The sequence below is a fragment of the Marinifilum sp. D737 genome, from assembly GCF_026672275.1.
GTDB lineage: Bacteria > Bacteroidota > Bacteroidia > Bacteroidales > Marinifilaceae > Marinifilum.
In genome coordinates this window covers 79,063-95,840 of sequence record NZ_JANQCD010000015.1, presented here as the reverse complement: position 1 = coordinate 95,840, position 16,778 = coordinate 79,063, and the positions used below count along the sequence as shown (strand labels likewise).

The 16,778-nt window shown below is 36.1% G+C and carries 14 protein-coding genes; 11 read left to right on the top strand and 3 right to left on the bottom strand.

The features are described 5' to 3' along the window. Together NQ163_RS10790 and trxB are read left to right on the top strand one after the other, a co-directional pair. Positions 1-1,905 carry a pyruvate carboxylase subunit B gene (locus NQ163_RS10790; RefSeq protein ID WP_120238989.1) on the top strand — a complete coding sequence of 635 codons (1,905 nt, stop codon included), beginning with the start codon at positions 1-3 and terminating at the stop codon, positions 1,903-1,905. A gap of 245 nt (positions 1,906-2,150) precedes the next feature. After that, positions 2,151-3,143, top strand: a complete 993-nt coding sequence (trxB, locus tag NQ163_RS10785; protein ID WP_268190338.1) for a thioredoxin-disulfide reductase — start codon at positions 2,151-2,153, stop codon at positions 3,141-3,143. A gap of 259 nt (positions 3,144-3,402) precedes the next feature. Here the strand turns inward: trxB and NQ163_RS10780 are convergent, their stop codons facing one another. Beyond that, positions 3,403-4,653, bottom strand: coding sequence for an aminotransferase class I/II-fold pyridoxal phosphate-dependent enzyme (locus NQ163_RS10780; RefSeq protein ID WP_268190337.1), 1,251 nt, complete (start codon positions 4,651-4,653; stop codon positions 3,403-3,405). 168 nt (positions 4,654-4,821) lie between these two features. On the opposite strand from NQ163_RS10780, the gene NQ163_RS10775 reads away from it, so the two are divergent. The 9 genes from NQ163_RS10775 to cysN all read left to right on the top strand — a co-directional run bounded on the left by NQ163_RS10775 (position 4,822) and on the right by cysN (position 13,461). After that, on the top strand, positions 4,822-5,625 hold the full coding sequence (locus NQ163_RS10775; RefSeq protein ID WP_268190336.1) for an outer membrane protein assembly factor BamD: 804 nt from the start codon (positions 4,822-4,824) through the stop codon (positions 5,623-5,625). A gap of 23 nt (positions 5,626-5,648) precedes the next feature. Next, positions 5,649-5,984, top strand: a complete 336-nt coding sequence (locus NQ163_RS10770; RefSeq protein WP_054721395.1) for a DNA-directed RNA polymerase subunit omega — start codon at positions 5,649-5,651, stop codon at positions 5,982-5,984. A gap of 66 nt (positions 5,985-6,050) precedes the next feature. Continuing rightward, positions 6,051-6,608: a flavoprotein gene (locus NQ163_RS10765; RefSeq protein ID WP_245996602.1), complete on the top strand. Its 558-nt coding sequence runs from the start codon at positions 6,051-6,053 to the stop codon at positions 6,606-6,608. Between the two features lie 11 nt (positions 6,609-6,619). Then, positions 6,620-7,255: a phosphopantothenoylcysteine decarboxylase gene (locus NQ163_RS10760; RefSeq protein WP_326493324.1), complete on the top strand. Its 636-nt coding sequence runs from the start codon at positions 6,620-6,622 to the stop codon at positions 7,253-7,255. Between the two features lie 58 nt (positions 7,256-7,313). Further along, positions 7,314-8,213 carry a type IX secretion system protein PorD gene (gene porD / locus NQ163_RS10755; RefSeq protein WP_268190335.1) on the top strand — a complete coding sequence of 300 codons (900 nt, stop codon included), beginning with the start codon at positions 7,314-7,316 and terminating at the stop codon, positions 8,211-8,213. Positions 8,214-8,282: 69 nt separating this feature from the next. Continuing rightward, a complete protein-coding gene (recN, locus tag NQ163_RS10750) occupies positions 8,283-9,938 on the top strand; it encodes a DNA repair protein RecN (protein ID WP_268190334.1) in 1,656 nt (551 codons plus the stop codon). A gap of 118 nt (positions 9,939-10,056) precedes the next feature. Next, positions 10,057-10,896: an enoyl-ACP reductase FabI gene (locus NQ163_RS10745; protein WP_110361964.1), complete on the top strand. Its 840-nt coding sequence runs from the start codon at positions 10,057-10,059 to the stop codon at positions 10,894-10,896. Between the two features lie 324 nt (positions 10,897-11,220). Further along, complete coding sequence (cysD, locus tag NQ163_RS10740) at positions 11,221-12,126, top strand: sulfate adenylyltransferase subunit CysD (protein WP_268190333.1); 906 nt, start codon at positions 11,221-11,223, stop codon at positions 12,124-12,126. Positions 12,127-12,189: 63 nt separating this feature from the next. Next, the gene (cysN, locus tag NQ163_RS10735) at positions 12,190-13,461 is read left to right on the top strand and encodes a sulfate adenylyltransferase subunit CysN (protein ID WP_268190332.1); all 1,272 of its coding nucleotides are present in this window, start codon (positions 12,190-12,192) and stop codon (positions 13,459-13,461) included. A gap of 107 nt (positions 13,462-13,568) precedes the next feature. On the opposite strand, the gene NQ163_RS10730 is transcribed toward cysN, so the two are convergent. Then, a complete protein-coding gene (locus NQ163_RS10730) occupies positions 13,569-15,077 on the bottom strand; it encodes an OmpP1/FadL family transporter (RefSeq protein WP_268190331.1) in 1,509 nt (502 codons plus the stop codon). 106 nt (positions 15,078-15,183) lie between these two features. Further along, entirely contained in the window at positions 15,184-16,695 is a 1,512-nt protein-coding gene (locus tag NQ163_RS10725; RefSeq protein ID WP_268190330.1) for a hypothetical protein, read from the bottom strand. Positions 16,696-16,778: the final 83 nt, after the last annotated feature.

Sequence of the window (16,778 nt, the reverse complement as noted above, 5' to 3'; positions counted from 1 at the left end):
ATGACATTCGATAAACACGGGGTTTTAGAAATGGCCCAACTGAACTTTGACAAAGATCGTCCAAAGGCAGAGAATCCAATTAAAATTAATGATGTAAGTTTACGTGACGGACACCAGTCGCTTTTCGCAACTCGTGGTCGTACAGAAGATATGCTGCCAGTTGCAGAAATGATCGACGATGCAGGGTATAATGCTGTTGAAACATGGGGAGGTGCAACTTTCGATACTATGCACCGTTTCTTAGGTGAAGATCCATGGGAGCGTTTAAGAGTGTTGAAAAAGCACATGCCTAAAACTCCATTTTCAATGCTTCTTCGTGGGCAGAATGTAGTAGGATACCGTAACTATGCTGATGATGTAGTAAGAGCTTTCGTACAGCGTTCTATCGATAACGGTATGGATATCTTCCGTTGTTTCGATGCATTGAATGACTTCAGAAACTTCGAAACTGCAGCTAAAGTTATTAAGGATAACAAGAAGCACTTACAAGGTGTTGTATGTTATACTTTGAACCAACCTCGTTTAGGTGGTGAAGTTTACAATATGGAATACTACATCAACAAAGTAAAAGATTTGATTGAGTTTGGTGTTGATTCTGTTTGTATTAAGGATATGGCCGGTTTGGTTGCTCCTTATGATATTTACAACTTGGTACGTGAAATCAAGAAGTTTACTGATACTCCAATTAACTTGCATACTCACTTTACCTCAGGTATGGGTGACTTGGCTATTTTCAAAGCAATTGAAGCAGGTGTAGATATCGTTGATACATGTATCGGACCTTACGCTTACCGTACTTCTCATGCTGCTGTTGAGCCATTGATCATGTCGTTATTGGGAACTAACCGTGATTCAGGAATGGACATTAATAAGATTAATGCTATTGCTGAAGAGATGGAGAAATACATCCCTAAATATAAGCACTTAGATAACAATCCTAAGTATGCTACAACTGATATCAACGTATTGTTGCACCAAACTCCAGGTGGAATGCTTTCTAACTTGGTGAACCAGTTGAAAGCTATGGATGCATTGGATAAACTTCCTGAAGTATTCCGTTTGCTTCCTAAAGTACGTAAGCAACTAGGAAATATTCCATTGGTTACTCCTACATCTCAGATTGTTGGTGTACAGACAGTAAACAATGTATTGTTCGATTCTTACGAAGGAGAATATGCACAGATTACTAAAGAGGTAAAAGACCTTTGCTACGGATTGTATGGTAAAACAACTCATCCAATCGATCCTGAGGTACAGAAGAAAGCATTGAAGGATTACCCAAGAGGTGAAGAGCCAATTACAGCTCGTCCTGGATCTATTCTTGAGCCGGAAATGGAAGATGTTAAAGCTGAGTTTGGTGATCTTGCAAAAGATATTGATGACGAAGTATTGTGCGCACTTTACCCAGTAACTGGTAAGCGTTTCTTGAAATGGAAGTATGGTATGGAAGAAGTTCCAGCTGATGTAAAAGCTAAAACCATGGCTGAAGTTGAGAAAGAGCAAGAGTTGATTAGAAAAGCACTTTCTGGAGAATTGACTTCTAAAGGAAAAGGAGCTGGTCGTGAGCTTGAGGTTACAGTTGATGGCGAAACATTTACTGTTGAAATTAATGACCCTAACGGTCCTGCAGCACCTCAATTCAAAGGTCGTAAGAAAAAAGAATCTGCCGCTGACGAAACTGCAACAGGTAGTGTTGTTGCACCAATCCCAGGTATGATTGTTGAGTGCAAAGTAAAAGTTGGCGATGAAGTTAAAGTAGGAGATACATTAGTAGTACTTGAAGCGATGAAGATGATGAATAATCTTGATGCTAAAGCTGAAGGTATTGTAAAAGAAATTAAATGTGACTCTGGCGATTCTGTTGCTAAAGGTGATTTACTTTTAGTAGTAGAGCCAAAAGCCTAATGACTATTTAATTATTGAGTTTTTATGGCCCCCTGAAGATATTCAGGGGGTATTTTTTTACCCTTTTGTAAACTCTTGATCGCTAATCTCGTGTTTTTCTGATTGATTAAACAAACAACTAAGATCATTAGATAAAATTGATTCAGTGATTTAATCTTTCTATTGATGAATACAGTTAATTATCTGGATATTTTTGTAGATTTGTTTGTCCAATTATTATTTAGAAACAGAATAGGTAAACATACATGGAATTTAAATCAATGAACCTAAACGAAAAATCACCTGTTGTCCCTGAAGGTGATGTTGAGAAAGTTAAATGTTTAATCGTTGGTTCTGGACCAGCTGGTTATACTGCGGCAATTTATGCTGCTAGAGCAAATTTAAATCCTGTTGTGATTGAAGGTCTTCAACCAGGTGGTCAGTTAACAACTACCACCGAAGTAGATAATTTCCCTGGTTATCCTCAAGGAGTAACAGGACCTGATATGATGGCAGATTTAAAGAAGCAGGCAGAACGCTTTGGTACAGATTGTCGTTGGGGTTTGGTTACGGCTGTTGATTTTTCGGTATATCCACACAAAGTTGTAGTTGATGAGAAAAAGGTGATTGAAGCGGAGTCGGTTATCTTGGCAACGGGAGCAACTGCAAAATATCTTGGTTTCCCAACTGAAGAAAAGTATATGGGTTCTGGTGTTTCGGCTTGTGCTACCTGTGATGGCTTTTTCTATAGAGGAAAAGATGTAGCTGTAGTAGGGGGTGGTGACACTGCTGCTGAGGAGGCTACCTATCTTGCTGGCTTGTGTAATAAGGTATATTTAATTGTTCGTAAGCCATTTTTACGAGCTTCTAAGGCAATGCAAGATCGTGTTTTTAAAACAGAGAATATCGAGGTTTTATTTGAGCACAATACCAAAGAATTATATGGCGATGGAGTTGTAGAAGGAGCGAAGCTTATCAAGAGAATGGGAGAGGCTGATGAAACAGAAGTGGATATCAAAATTGATGGATTCTTCGTTGCAATTGGTCACACACCAAACTCGAGAGTATTTGCAGATTACTTGAAGACGGATGATCAGGGATATGTGATTACTGAGCCAGATTCAACCAAAACAAATGTTCCTGGTGTATTTGCTTCAGGAGATTTAAAAGATCCTCATTATCGTCAGGCTATTACATCAGCAGGATCGGGATGTATGGCTGCTATGGATGCTGAGAGATTTTTAGCTGAAAGAGAGTAAGTTTATTTTGATAATATAATAAAGCCTGACTTGTAAAAGTTGGGCTTTTTTTATGCTTTTGAGTGTTGTAGTTTGGGGCTAAGCTCACTCCTCATAGCCGGAGACGATTTTTCCTGGTTAATAATGGGAGTATCTGTCAGGTTTATTAATTGCAGGAAAATAATCACCTATATAGCTCAAGGATAGAGGTCGAATATTATTGAGAAAAAAAACGACATCCTTTCGAATGTCGTTTTTAATATCATAGTAAATAGTAAGATTACTGCTTGAATACATCAGCAAATTTATCTTTACTATATTTTCCATCTTTCAATTTCTGAGCTACATCTTTAAATGCATTAACTGTGTACTCAACATCTTCAAGAGAGTGCATTGCGGTTGGAATCAAACGAAGCAATAACTGTCCTTTTGGAATTACCGGGTAAACTACGATAGAACAGAAAATGTTATAATTTTCTCTTAAATCCATAGTAACCTGAGTTCCTTCAGCTACACTACCAGAAAGATAAACTGGAGTTACAGGAGATTCAGTTACACCAATATCCAAACCAGCATCTTTTAAACCTGTTTGAAGAGTATTTGCAACAGACCAAAGTTTTTCACGAAGTTCTGGCATGGTTCTCAACATATCCAAACGCTTCAATGAACCTTCAACGATAGGCATTGGAAGAGATTTAGCAAAAATTTGAGATCTCATAGTATATCTTAGGTAAGTACCAACTTCTTCATCACATGCGATGAATGCACCGATACCAGCCATAGCTTTTGCGAAAGTACTAAAGTGAAGATCAACTTTGTCTTCAACACCGAAATGTTCGATAGCACCAGCACCATTTTTACCCATTACACCGAATCCATGAGCATCATCAACCAATAGACGGAAATTGAAATCATCTTTCATTGCACAGATTTCATCCAACTTACCCAGGTCACCTGCCATACCGAATACACCTTCGGTAATAACAAGGATACCCCCACCAGTTTTTTCAACCCATTTGGTTGCACGTTCTAATTCTTTACGAAGATTATCCATATCGTTATGAGGATAAACGAAACGCTTACCAGGGTGAAGTCTAAGACCATCCATAATACAAGCGTGTGATTCTGAATCGTAAACAATTACATCATGACGACCAACAAGAGCATCGATAATAGAAACCATTCCTTGGTATCCAAAGTTCAAAAGGAAAGCGTCTGGTTTTCCTACGAATTCAGCAAGTTTTGATTCAAGTTCTTCGTGGAGGCTTGTTTGTCCCGACATCATACGAGCACCCATTGGGTATGCTAATCCCCATTTTTCAGCTGCTTCTGCATCAGCTTTTCTAATTTCCGGGTGATTTGCCAAACCAATATAGTTGTTCAAACTCCATGTTAACACCTCTTTCCCACGAAACTTCATTCTTGAGTTAATTTCACCTTCCAGTTTAGGGAAAGCAAAATATCCATGAGCTTGTTTTGCGTATTGTCCGATATTCCCTTTTTGGGTTTTAATTTTGTCAAAAATATCCACGATTTATGCTTTTTTGAGTTATTTTCTTTGTAACTGTGCAAAAGTAATCTTTTTTGGGTTCAAACCAATAAATTATAAAGAATTGTATAATATACACGAGAAAGTGTGCTATATTTCATATGAAAACTTTATCTTTGCAAAATGCAAAAAAATATAGTAGCAAGGCCTATGAGAAAAATTGTCTTACTGTTCGTGCTTTTCGCCTTCGTTTTAGGAGGATGTAGCGAGTATCAAAAATTGCTGAAAAGTTCCGACAACTCTCTGAAATACAAAAAAGCTGTTGAATATTACAGTTCGGAAGATTATGCAAAAGCAGCCACTTTGTTTGAAGAATTGCTTCCTATTTACAGAGGAACAAGTAAAGCAGAAACCATAAGTTATTACATTTCATATTGCTCATATGGGCAAGGAGATTATATTGGTGCTGGATATTTTTTTAGAAACTTTTTGAAAACATTTCCTGATAGTCCATATTCAGAGGAGTGTTTATATATGAGTGCATATTGTTACTATTTGGAGTCGCCAAAACCGAGATTGGATCAAACGCCAACGCAAGATGCTATCGATGCATTTCAGTTGTACATTAATCGTTATCCAAACTCAACACGAATTCCTAAGTGTAATGAATATATAGATGAGATGCAGGATAAATTGGTATATAAGTCTTATTTGAGTGCAAGAAATTATTACGATAGAGAGAAGTATCCTTCGGCAATTATTGCTCTTCAAAATAGTATTAAAGATTACCCTGGTTCATCGCATAGAGAAGATTTGATGTTTATGCTTTTAGAATCGAAGCATCAGTTGGCTTTTAAGAGTATACCTTCAAAACAAAGAGAAAGATACAACAATGCAAAAGAAGAATATTATGCATTTGTTGATGAATACCCTGAAAGTAAGCACATGAAGCGTGCTGAAAAAATGCTAGAGGATATCGAAGCATATTTAAGTAAGTTTAATATAAATAATTAAAATAGATCTAATTCTTACACAGTATGGATTATAAAAAAACAAATGCAGCAAGTTCTACAGTTACTCGCAACATGAACGAATTGAGCAAAGAAGTGGGTAATGTTTATGAATCTGTAATGATCATGGCGAAAAGATCAAACCAGATTGCTGTTGAGCTGAAAAGTGAGCTGAATAAGAAATTGCAAGAATTTGCTTCTTATACAGATAACTTGGAAGAGGTGTTTGAAAACCGTGAACAAATTGAAATCTCAAAATACTATGAGAGATTACCAAAACCTACATTGATTGCGGTTGAGGAATTCATTAATGGAGAAATCTATTATAGAAATCCTTCTAAAGAACAAAAATCAGAAGACTAATTAGTAAATAATGGTCAAGTTCCCTTTTTATTCAAAAGGGAACTTTTTATTTTTTAGAAAAAGTTTATGTTAAAGGATAAGAATATAATTTTAGGTATTACTGCTAGTATTGCAGCATATAAAGCAGCCTCTTTGGTTCGTTTGCTAGTAAAAGAAGGTGCTAATGTTAAGGTTATCATGACTCCATATGCGAAGGAGTTCATCTCACCGGTAACTATGGCTACTTTATCTAAGAATACAGTATTGTCTGATTTTTTTAAGCATGATGATGGTTCTTGGAATAGTCATGTTGATCTGGGAATTTGGGCAGATGTAATGATTATTGCACCAACTACTGCAAATACTATGGCCAAAATGGCACACGGTATTTGTGATAACTTACTTCTTACAACTTACTTGTCGGCAAAATGTCCCGTTGTACATGCTCCAGCGATGGATTTGGATATGTTTAAACATCCTGCAACACTTCGCAATATGGATATACTTAGATCATATGGCGATACATTTATAGAACCATCGAGTGGCGAATTGGCAAGTGGATTGTACGGAAAAGGAAGAATGGAAGAGCCGGAGATTATTGCTCAGAAATTAAGCCAATTCTTTGAGGATAAAAAAAAAAGTTAAGTGATAAAAAGATATTAATCACTACAGGGCCTACTTACGAAAAAATTGATCCAGTTAGATTTATTGGCAATTTTTCATCAGGAAAAATGGGATTTGCCATTGCTGAAGAATTAGCTGAAAATGGTGCAAATGTCGTTTTGGTGAGTGGGCCAACAGCTTTAAAAACAAAGCATCCAAATATCAATAGAATTGATGTTGTAACTGCGCAAGAGATGTATCAGGCATCTATCGATAATTACCCTAACTGTAATGGTGGGATTATGACGGCAGCAGTAGCCGATTTTACTCCTTTAAATCCCGAAGATAGAAAAGTAAAGCGTGGAAAAGAGAATTACTCTATCGAATTAACACCTACCAAAGATATTGCAGCATCTTTAGGAAAAATCAAAGCTAAAAATCAATTTCTTGTTGGTTTTGCACTTGAAACCAATGATGAGGAATTTAACGCAAAATTAAAACTAGAGAAGAAAAATCTGGATTTTATTGTGCTTAATTCTTTGAACGATTCGGGAGCAGGCTTTCAGCATGATACCAATAAAATCTCGATTATCGATAATGAAGGTTCAGCTAAAAAATTTGAATTGAAACCTAAGATAGAAGTTGCGAAAGATATCGTAGAAGAATTAATTCAGTTTTATGAGAAATAAGTTGGCATCTGTTTCGTTATAATTTTTAACTTTAGCTGTGAACTTTTGATTTATTATTATGCGTAAATTCTTTCTAGTATTATTTATAACATTGTTTTCAATTCCTTTGTTTTCGCAAGAATTCAGATGCAATGTTCAAGTGGTTAGTCAAAAAATTCAAGGTACCAATAAGCAAGTATTTAGAACCATGCAAACTGCCATTAACGAGTTTATGAATGCTCGCAAATGGACAAACCATGTGTACAGCTACGATGAGAGAATTGAATGTACTTTCATGTTTAATCTGACGGAACAAATTTCGGCAGATGAATTTCGTGGAAGTCTACAAGTTCAGGCAAGCAGACCAGTTTATAACTCCTCTTATAATACAGTGATGCTAAACTTTAAAGATGATGATGTTCAGTTTAAATATGTTGAGTATCAATCTTTAGATTTTAACGAAACAGTTACTCCATCGGAATTAACTGGGCTTTTGGCTTATTATGCTTACCTTATATTAGGTTTGGATTATGATACTTTTGCGATGGATGGTGGAGCGCCTTATTATGCTAAAGCTGAAACAATCGTGAGTAAAATGCAGAATTCAAATACTACGGGTTGGAAAGCATATGAAAGTCGAGATAATAGGTATTGGTTAATCGAAAATATTCTTAACAATGCATATAGTCCGGTTCGTGAATGTTTGTATCGATATCACAGGTTGGGATTAGATCGAATGGCAGATCACTTGACGGAAGCAAGAGCTGAAATTGCCGAAAGTTTACGATTGATGCAAAAAGCCTATCGGGCAAAGCCAGGAGCCTTTATTCTTACCATATTTTTCGATGCTAAGGCTGACGAATTGGTTAATATCTTTAGTGAATCATTTACAGATGAGAAAAAAAGGGTCTATAATATTCTTAGTGAAATAGATCCGGCAAATATCAAAAAGTACAAAAAAATTATAGGACAAAAATAGGCGAGGATTTTGACTTGGTTTTTCTCTAATCCTTATTTTTGTTGCAAATAATAATTTTAGTTTGAGATTATGCTTCAATCAATATCTATACAGAATTTTGCTTTAATTAATCAGTTGGAAATCGATTTTTCGGATGGATTTTCTGTAATAACAGGAGAAACCGGATCTGGTAAATCCATTTTGCTAGGAGCTTTATCTTTGGTTTTGGGTCAGAGATCAGAAGGAAGTGTGCTGAAGGATAAAGAGAAGAAGTGTATTATTGAATGTTCATTCTCAATTGAAAAGTATAATTTGCAGGAGTTTTTCGAAAAGAATGAATTGGACTACGAAAAGGAGGCCATTATTCGTCGTGAAATTTTGCCTAGTGGAAAAACGCGTGCTTTCGTAAATGATACTCCTGTAAACTTAAAAACATTAAAAGAGCTTGGTGTATGTTTGGTGGATATACATAGCCAAAACCAAAATCTTGTTTTAGGAAGTTTTGAATATCAAGTTGGTATTGTTGATACTTATGCCCGGAATGCAGCTTTACTTGCAAAATATCAACTATCCTTCAAGAAATATCAAGATTTAAGAAAAGAGTTAAAAAATCAGGAAGAAATTGCTGCCAAGGAAAAGGCTGATTTGGATTATTTCCAGTTTCAATTGGAGCAGCTTAACGAAGCCAATCTGGTTGAAGGGGAACAGAAAGAGAAGGAGGAGGAGTTAGAAACTCTAAATCATGCCGAGGAAATTAAATCAGGACTGTATCAGGCATATGGATTTTTGTCGGAAGGCGAATCATCTGTAATTTCTCAAATAAAAGAAGCCAGAAGTGCAATTGCTAAAATTCAAGGAGTATTTGCTGATGCAGATTCTTATTTTGAACGTTTGGATAGTTCGCTAATAGAGTTGCAAGATCTGTCTCAGGAGTTAGACAGAAGTAATGAATTGGTGGAATTCGATAATGGAAGAATCGACTTTTTGAATCAACGTTTGGATACAATATACTCTTTACAACAAAAGCATCGTGTTGATTCTGTTGACGAATTGATACAAATTCGTGAAGATCTTGAAGAGAAGGTTGGGAAAATTGAGTCGAGTGATGAATTAATTGAAGATTTGAAGGAACAATTGGCAGGGCAAAAGATAAAATTGCAGAAAGCTGCTGATAATCTTTCGAATAGTAGAAAGAAGGCGATCCCCAAAATAGAAAAAACAATTGTAAATCAACTTGTATTACTTGGAATTCCTAATGCTAATTTTAAAGTACAAATCATCAATAGCGAAGAATTTCAGCAATTAGGAACCGATAAAGTGACCTTTTTATTTAGTGCCAATAAGAATGGTAGTTTAGAGGAAGTACAGCGTGTTGCTTCAGGGGGAGAGTTGTCTCGACTGATGCTGAGTATTAAGTATTTAATATCATCTTCAACTGCTTTGCCTTCTATTGTTTTCGACGAAATTGATACGGGTGTATCGGGTGAAATAGCCGATAAAATGGGAGCTATGATGAATCAAATGGCTGAAAATATTCAGGTAATAAGCATCACACACCTGCCTCAAATAGCTGGAAAAGGAAAATATCATTACAAGGTTTATAAAGCCGACGATGAGCATGAAACCTATTCAAATATCGTACTTCTGGATAAGCAAAAGCGTATCGAAGAACTTGCCAAGATGCTAAGTGGAACAGATCTAACGAATGCCGCTTTGGAAAATGCTAAAGTGTTGTTAGGTAGCTAGATGGTTGCTTGAAATTTCAATTAAAGAATTTATTCAGTCTTAATTAATAGGCTTGTTTAGAATCATTATAAGAATTAATGGTTATCTTTACAGCCTGAAAAATTGAAAATTTCAAGTTATGTCGTATAATTTATTAAAAGGAAAAAAGGGGATTATTTTCGGGGCATTGAATGAAATGTCGATTGCCTGGAAAGTTGCAGAATTGGCTGTAGAAGAAGGTGCAGAAATCGTCTTGACCAACACACCTGTATCAATTCGTATGGGAACCATTGATGAATTGGCTAAAAAATGCAATGCAGAGGTAATTCCTGCCGATGCAACCAACCCTAAAGATTTGGATGAATTATTTACCAAATCAATGGAAGTGTTGGGTGGAAGAGTCGATTTCGTTTTACACTCTATCGGTATGTCTCCAAATGTTCGTAAGGGACACTCTTACGATGACTTAAATTATGAATATCTTAAGAAAACTTTAGATGTTTCAGCAACATCATTCCATAAAGTATTGCAATCGGCTAAAAAGTTGGATGCCATTAACGAATGGGGATCAGTAGTTGCGCTTTCGTACGCAGCAGCTCAAAGAACCATGTATGAGTACAACGATATGGCAGATGCAAAAGCAATGCTAGAATCTATCGCTCGTAGTTTCGGTTACATTTATGGTCGCGAGAAACGCGTTCGTGTGAACACCATTTCTCAGTCGCCAACTGTTACAACAGCAGGTAGTGGTGTAAAAGGATTTGATTCTCTGATTGATTTCTCTGAAAGAATGTCTCCTCTGGGTAATGCAGATGCTCAAGAGTGTGCTAACTTCTGTATTACTTTGTTCTCTGATTTAACGAAGAAAGTAACCATGCAGAATTTGTTCCACGATGGAGGGTTTTCTAGTATGGGTATGAGTTATAGAGCGATGAGCCAATACAACAAGAGTTTTAAAACTTGTGATGATTGTGAGTAACAAGAATATTATAATTGTTTTAAAATCCGGGTTGTAAAGCTCGGATTTTTTTTTGCTTAGATGGTGAATTATATAGATTGATTAGATTTTTAAAATCTAGTGATAATATGTACATTTGCCTTTAATTTTCTGAAGCTTGGTAAAGCATATAGGAAATAACTGTTTTGATAGCCCAATAATAGATTGAAGCCGTTGCTAATGAAATTATTGATGTAGAGATTTTTTGAAGTGTAGAAATACACTTGAGAATATGTGAAGGGAGACTTGAACGGACTTAGAACACACCCCATTGGGTAAGAAGAGAAGTAAATAAATTATTTTCGAATGAAGGAATACAATATTAATCATTTAAGAGAACTTGAGGCGGAATCTATTTTCGTAATTCGTGAGGTTGCTGCTCAATTTGAAAATCCTGTGATGTTATTCTCAGGAGGAAAAGATTCCATCGTAATGTTTCACTTGGCACGTAAAGCATTTGCTCCGGCAAAAGTTCCATTTGCTTTAATGCATATCGATACAGGTCATAACTTTCCAGAAACGATTCAGTTCCGTGATGAATTGATGGAAGAAACGGGAACTCGTCTAATTGTTCGCTATGTTCAGGATTCAATTGATCAAGGAAAAGTAGTTGAAGAAACAGGATTTGATGCAAGTAGAAACAAATTGCAAACTGTGACTCTGCTTGACGGAATTGAAGATTTACAAGTAGACTGTGCTATGGGTGGAGGTCGTCGCGACGAAGAAAAAGCCAGAGCAAAAGAGCGTTTCTTTTCACATCGTGATGAATTTGGACAATGGGATCCAAAAAATCAACGTCCTGAATTATGGAATCTGTTCAATGGTAAGAAGCACATGGGAGAGCACTTTAGAGTATTCCCAATTTCAAACTGGACAGAAATGGATGTATGGCAATATATCTATCTGGAAAATATTAAAATACCAAATATTTACTTCTCTCACGAACGTGATGTATTCGTACGTAATGGAAACTTATTATCAGTATCTGATTTTATTCCAATGCGAGATACCGAAACGGTTGAGAAGAGAATTGTTCGCTTTAGAACCATTGGTGATGCAACATGTACTGGTGCAGTAGAATCGGAAGCGAATAGTTTAGAAGATATTATTGAGGAAGTAGCAGCATCTCGAACTACCGAGCGTGGAACCCGTCATGATGACAAGCGTTCCGAAGCAGCAATGGAAGATCGTAAGAAGGAAGGTTATTTCTAAAAAGAAAATTAGAGTTTTAAGCTAATGGCTAAAAGCTAAAAGCTAACAGCTAAAAAAATAGATATGTCAGATAAAACATCAGGATATTTAGATATGGAACTTTTACGATTCACTACAGCAGGTAGTGTTGATGATGGTAAAAGTACTCTTATCGGTAGATTATTATACGATAGTAAAGCCATTTTCGAAGATCAAATGGAAGCTATCGAAATCAGTAGCCAAAAAAGAGGCGACGAAGAAGTTGACTTGGCCTTGTTAACCGATGGTTTAAGAGCAGAGCGCGAGCAAGGGATTACCATTGACGTTGCTTACAGATATTTTGCTACTCCGAAACGTAAATTTATTATTGCTGATACTCCAGGTCACATTCAGTATACCCGAAATATGGTAACAGGAGCTTCTACTGCGAATGCTGCTTTAATTTTGGTTGACTCAAGAAACGGAGTGATCGAGCAAACATTACGTCATTCATATATTGCTAACCTTCTGCAAATTCCTCATATCATTGTTTGTATCAATAAAATGGATTTGGTTGATTACTCTGAAGAGACATACAACAAAATCAAGGAAGACTACAAAAAGGTTGCTGAGAAATTAAATATTAAGGATGTTCGCTTCATACCAATTTCTGCAAAATTTGGTGATAATGTTGTGGATGCTTCAGAAAATATGGATTGGTACCAGGGGGCGACTTTATTAAACCTTTTGGAAACAATCGAAATTGTTGATGACAGAAACCATCAGGATGCCAGATTCCCTGTACAATATGTAATTCGTCCTCAGTCTGATGAATACCATGACTACAGAGGTTATGCAGGTCGTGTTGCCAGTGGGGTTTTCCGTCCAGGTGATAAAGTGAAAGTATTGCCTTCAGGATTGGAAACGACTGTAAAATCTATTGATACTTTCGATGGAGAATTGGATATGGCATTTCCTCCACAATCAGTTACACTAAATTTAGCTGATGATATAGATGTATCAAGAGGTGACATGATTGTTTCTGCAGAGAATGCTCCAAAGGTAGAGCAGGAAGTTGAAGCAATGATTTGCTGGATGAATGAACGTGCTATGATGCCACGTGGTAAATACACAATCAAACATACATCAAATGAGGCTCGTTGCATGGTTCGTGATGTAAAATTCAAGGTTAATGTAAATACTTTGGAAGAAGTTACTGATGACAAACAAGTGGGATTAAATGACATTGCTTGTATTACTTTCAAGTCTGCTAAACCTTTATTTGTTGATTCATATAAAGAGAACAGAATTACTGGTAGTTTTATCATGATTGATGAAGGAACCAACGAAACTGTTGCTGCAGGTATGATTTTGTAAGCATTTGAAATGATAATATATGAAGCTGATATCTTATAGGTATCAGCTTTTTTCATGCATAAAAAAAGGTGGCTTTATGCCACCTTTATCTTGTAGTAGTGTTAGGATTAAAACTTAAATCCAAAAGTAACTTTTACTTCATGTTTTTTATTATTCTCTTTTATTTGATCTGAAGAGAATGAGAAATCAGGATTAGGATCGGAATAAGAGTAGTATACAAACTGGTTTTCTACATCAGCATAGTTATAAGCAAAATCCATGAAGAAATTGTTTTGTCTGAATCCAAAACCACCTGAGAATACATCAAAGCTATCATCGGCACCCGAAACTTTAAAAGAATTACCCATTTTTGCGTATCCGGCACGAAGGCTAAAGTTAGGTGTTGCCCGAAACTCTAATCCAGTTCGTAAATTGCCTGTACTTTGGTAGCTGGCTTTAATAATGTCATTGGTATCTGGATTATCTGGAGTGCCGTTAAAATCTTCACCATTATCTCCATCATAGAATTTTGCCTTTGAATAATCAATAAGCTCATAATCTGCACTTAGAATTAATTTTTTCTTCAAAACCAATGCTGCACTAAAGGTAGCTTTTAAAGGAGTTCGATATTTATAAGAGTAATTACCTTCAGGAGATCCTATGTAATAGCTTGAATAACCATTCTCGTCAGCTGTATTAAAGTTCGAAGTAATTTCACTATAGTATTCTTCATCGAAAGTATAAAAAGTTGGCGTGTGAACAGATGCCCCTAAGCGAAGCCATTGTTCTGGTTTGTATATCACACCTAGTTTAAAATTAGCACCTACACCCGATGACTTAAATGATTCTTCAAAAGTGTAGTCGTTAAAATCAGAATCACTATCAGGTAAAATACTTTCCGAAAAAACTTTCGTTGATTTATAATAAATGGATTGAATTCCTAATGAACCCCCAATGTATAATTTGTGATTGTAATTGGCCGCAAAAGCCAAAAGGAATTCACCAGCATAGCCTTTTTCATCAATGGTTTGTACTTGATTTAAAATTTCATCGGTAATTGCAATATATTGATTGTTACTACCACTAATTGTATCAATCAAATAAGTTTCATAAGCCAAATTTTCTCGAAACCGATTTAATGAATTGGGATGTATACCGTTTGAATTGTTTACCATTACATCTAACAGCGAAGTAGGAGCTTTGGGTGCATTCGATCTTGCATTTTTTCTGTAAGTGTTCAATTTGTTGTATCCAATTGCAAAGTTAAAGCTTTTCCAACCTTCTTTTGACTCAATTCGAGCTTTGTTCGTTGATACATAACCTATATTTGAAATTCCGAATGAATAATTATCTTCGTTTAAACTGGTTTTAGTCTGTAGGTTTAAGCTTTTGGTATCAGTGAAATTAAGATTTGATGAAAAAGTGAATTCTGAAGTTCTGTAAACCGCTAATCCTGCAGGATTAATAGCGATACCAGTAAAATCGCCACCTAAAGCTCCAAAAGCTCCACCCATTGCAGCAGATCTGGCTGTTCCGTTAAAATACTGTTTTGAGTAACGCAATGCATCATCGGCTGTCTGAGCATATGTAGCCCCCGCCATGATTATTAATGAGATGAGAATATATATTCGTTTCATAATTTTAGGTTTTAATATTAGAACCCATATTGGGAAAATATGTACTAATTAAATTATAGTCGTATTATTTGTATAGGGAAACTGGAGGATTGTTTCCCTATCTGTTTTATCTTCTTCTTGATCCACCAGATGATGATCTGGAAGTACCACTTGATGAACGTACAGAACTACCTGACGATCTTGATCCGCTGTTTGAAGGTCTGTAAGTACTACTTCGAGATGAGCTTGATCTGGATGATGATCGGTAAGAGCTTCCTCTGCTTGAGCTTCTCGAATTACCTCTCACTTTAGAATATGATGATCTTGTTGCAGATCTGTTTGAATAGCTCGAGTTTCTTGATCCTCTTGTAGAATTGTAAGTAGGTCGGGTAGCATTTCTTGTTTTATTATAGCTAGGTGAACTACTTCTTGTTGTATTCGAATACGTGCTGCTAGATCTTCTTGTTCTATTGGTTTGTGTACCGTAACGAGTTCTCGAATTAGTAGTTGTGCTACTTACACTTCTTCTTGTATTTGGGTTTGTACCATTATATGTTCCTCTAGTACTGTTGGAACGATTACTGTATGCACTTCGGTTTGCAGAACTGTATCTTGAAGCAGCTCTGGTTCTTCTTACATCGGCTGCAGATGATGAATTTACAGATCTTCTTGTTGCTACATTACTGGTTCTACTCGTAGTTCTGTTTGTACCGCTTCTATTAACATTAGTTCTTGCATTTGCTCTTCTTGTTACATTTGCATTAGAACTTCTGTTGTTTGTGTAGGTAGAAGTTCCAACATGAGATCCTGTTGCAGTTCTTCTTCCATGATATATATTTTTTCCGTAGTGTCCATCATAATGTCCTGCATAGTGGTGATGGTGATGACCATAGTATCCATAGTAATTACCATATGGGTAGTAATAACCACCATGATAAGGGTAATGATAATTCCATCCAAAATGTAGATCCCAATACCAGGAATCCCATCCAAATCCAACACTCCAGCTAGGGTATGAATAACCATATCCATAAGGATAGTTATAAGCAAAGTAATTGCCATATCTCATGGTATGGAAATTGTATGAATTGTAGTAACGATAGTTGGTCCAGGTAGGTGTCCACCATACTTTGTCACCATCAACGTATACATTCCAATCAGAATTTCCAGCTAACCACATGGCTAAACTATAACCACTACCATCGTTATAACCGAATCCCTGCGGATACATTGCTCTTAATCGTTCAGCTTCTTCACGATCATTTTCAGATCCGGAGAAACCACCATAATAATAACCAGTTTCTTCAGCTTGATAAATCAATGTATCTATACTGCCAATTGAATCGTTTTGAAGAATTGCAGCATACTGCTTTTGAATTTCAGAAAAATCACGATCATCAACAGGAGCAATACTTGATTTAGTTTCTGGTACTACTTTTGTTTGATTTTCTTGAGCAGGAGCTAGTGGATTGTCTTTTTTTGCAATCACAGTTTTGCTTTCAGTTTTTTGCACAATCAAAGGTGCATCGCTTGGGTCATAGTAAATATCGTCGTCATAAAGGGAAGTTCCCATATATGAAGGCGAACATCCTGTTGCAAACAGGGCAGAAATTAATAGAATTTTGAAATAGGTTTTCATCGTAAGTCCTCCAATAATGAATATATAAGATAATTTTATACTTTTGTATTGAATTTTATTCAGCCTAAAAGTAGCAAATACTA

Excerpts from the sequence above, each read along its gene's own strand:
- NQ163_RS10725 (WP_268190330.1), bottom strand. The coding sequence starts at position 16,695 with ATGAAAACCTATTTCAAAATTCTATTAATTTCTGCCCTGTTTGCAACA.
- porD (WP_268190335.1), top strand. The coding sequence starts at position 7,314 with ATGCGTAAATTCTTTCTAGTATTATTTATAACATTGTTTTCAATTCCT.
- NQ163_RS10730 (WP_268190331.1), bottom strand. The coding sequence starts at position 15,077 with ATGAAACGAATATATATTCTCATCTCATTAATAATCATGGCGGGGGCT.
- cysN (WP_268190332.1), top strand. The coding sequence starts at position 12,190 with ATGTCAGATAAAACATCAGGATATTTAGATATGGAACTTTTACGATTC.
- cysD (WP_268190333.1), top strand. The coding sequence starts at position 11,221 with ATGAAGGAATACAATATTAATCATTTAAGAGAACTTGAGGCGGAATCT.
- NQ163_RS10775 (WP_268190336.1), top strand. The coding sequence starts at position 4,822 with ATGAGAAAAATTGTCTTACTGTTCGTGCTTTTCGCCTTCGTTTTAGGA.
- recN (WP_268190334.1), top strand. The coding sequence starts at position 8,283 with ATGCTTCAATCAATATCTATACAGAATTTTGCTTTAATTAATCAGTTG.
- NQ163_RS10770 (WP_054721395.1), top strand. The coding sequence starts at position 5,649 with ATGGATTATAAAAAAACAAATGCAGCAAGTTCTACAGTTACTCGCAAC.
- NQ163_RS10790 (WP_120238989.1), top strand. The coding sequence starts at position 1 with ATGACATTCGATAAACACGGGGTTTTAGAAATGGCCCAACTGAACTTT.
- NQ163_RS10745 (WP_110361964.1), top strand. The coding sequence starts at position 10,057 with ATGTCGTATAATTTATTAAAAGGAAAAAAGGGGATTATTTTCGGGGCA.
- trxB (WP_268190338.1), top strand. The coding sequence starts at position 2,151 with ATGGAATTTAAATCAATGAACCTAAACGAAAAATCACCTGTTGTCCCT.
- NQ163_RS10765 (WP_245996602.1), top strand. The coding sequence starts at position 6,051 with ATGTTAAAGGATAAGAATATAATTTTAGGTATTACTGCTAGTATTGCA.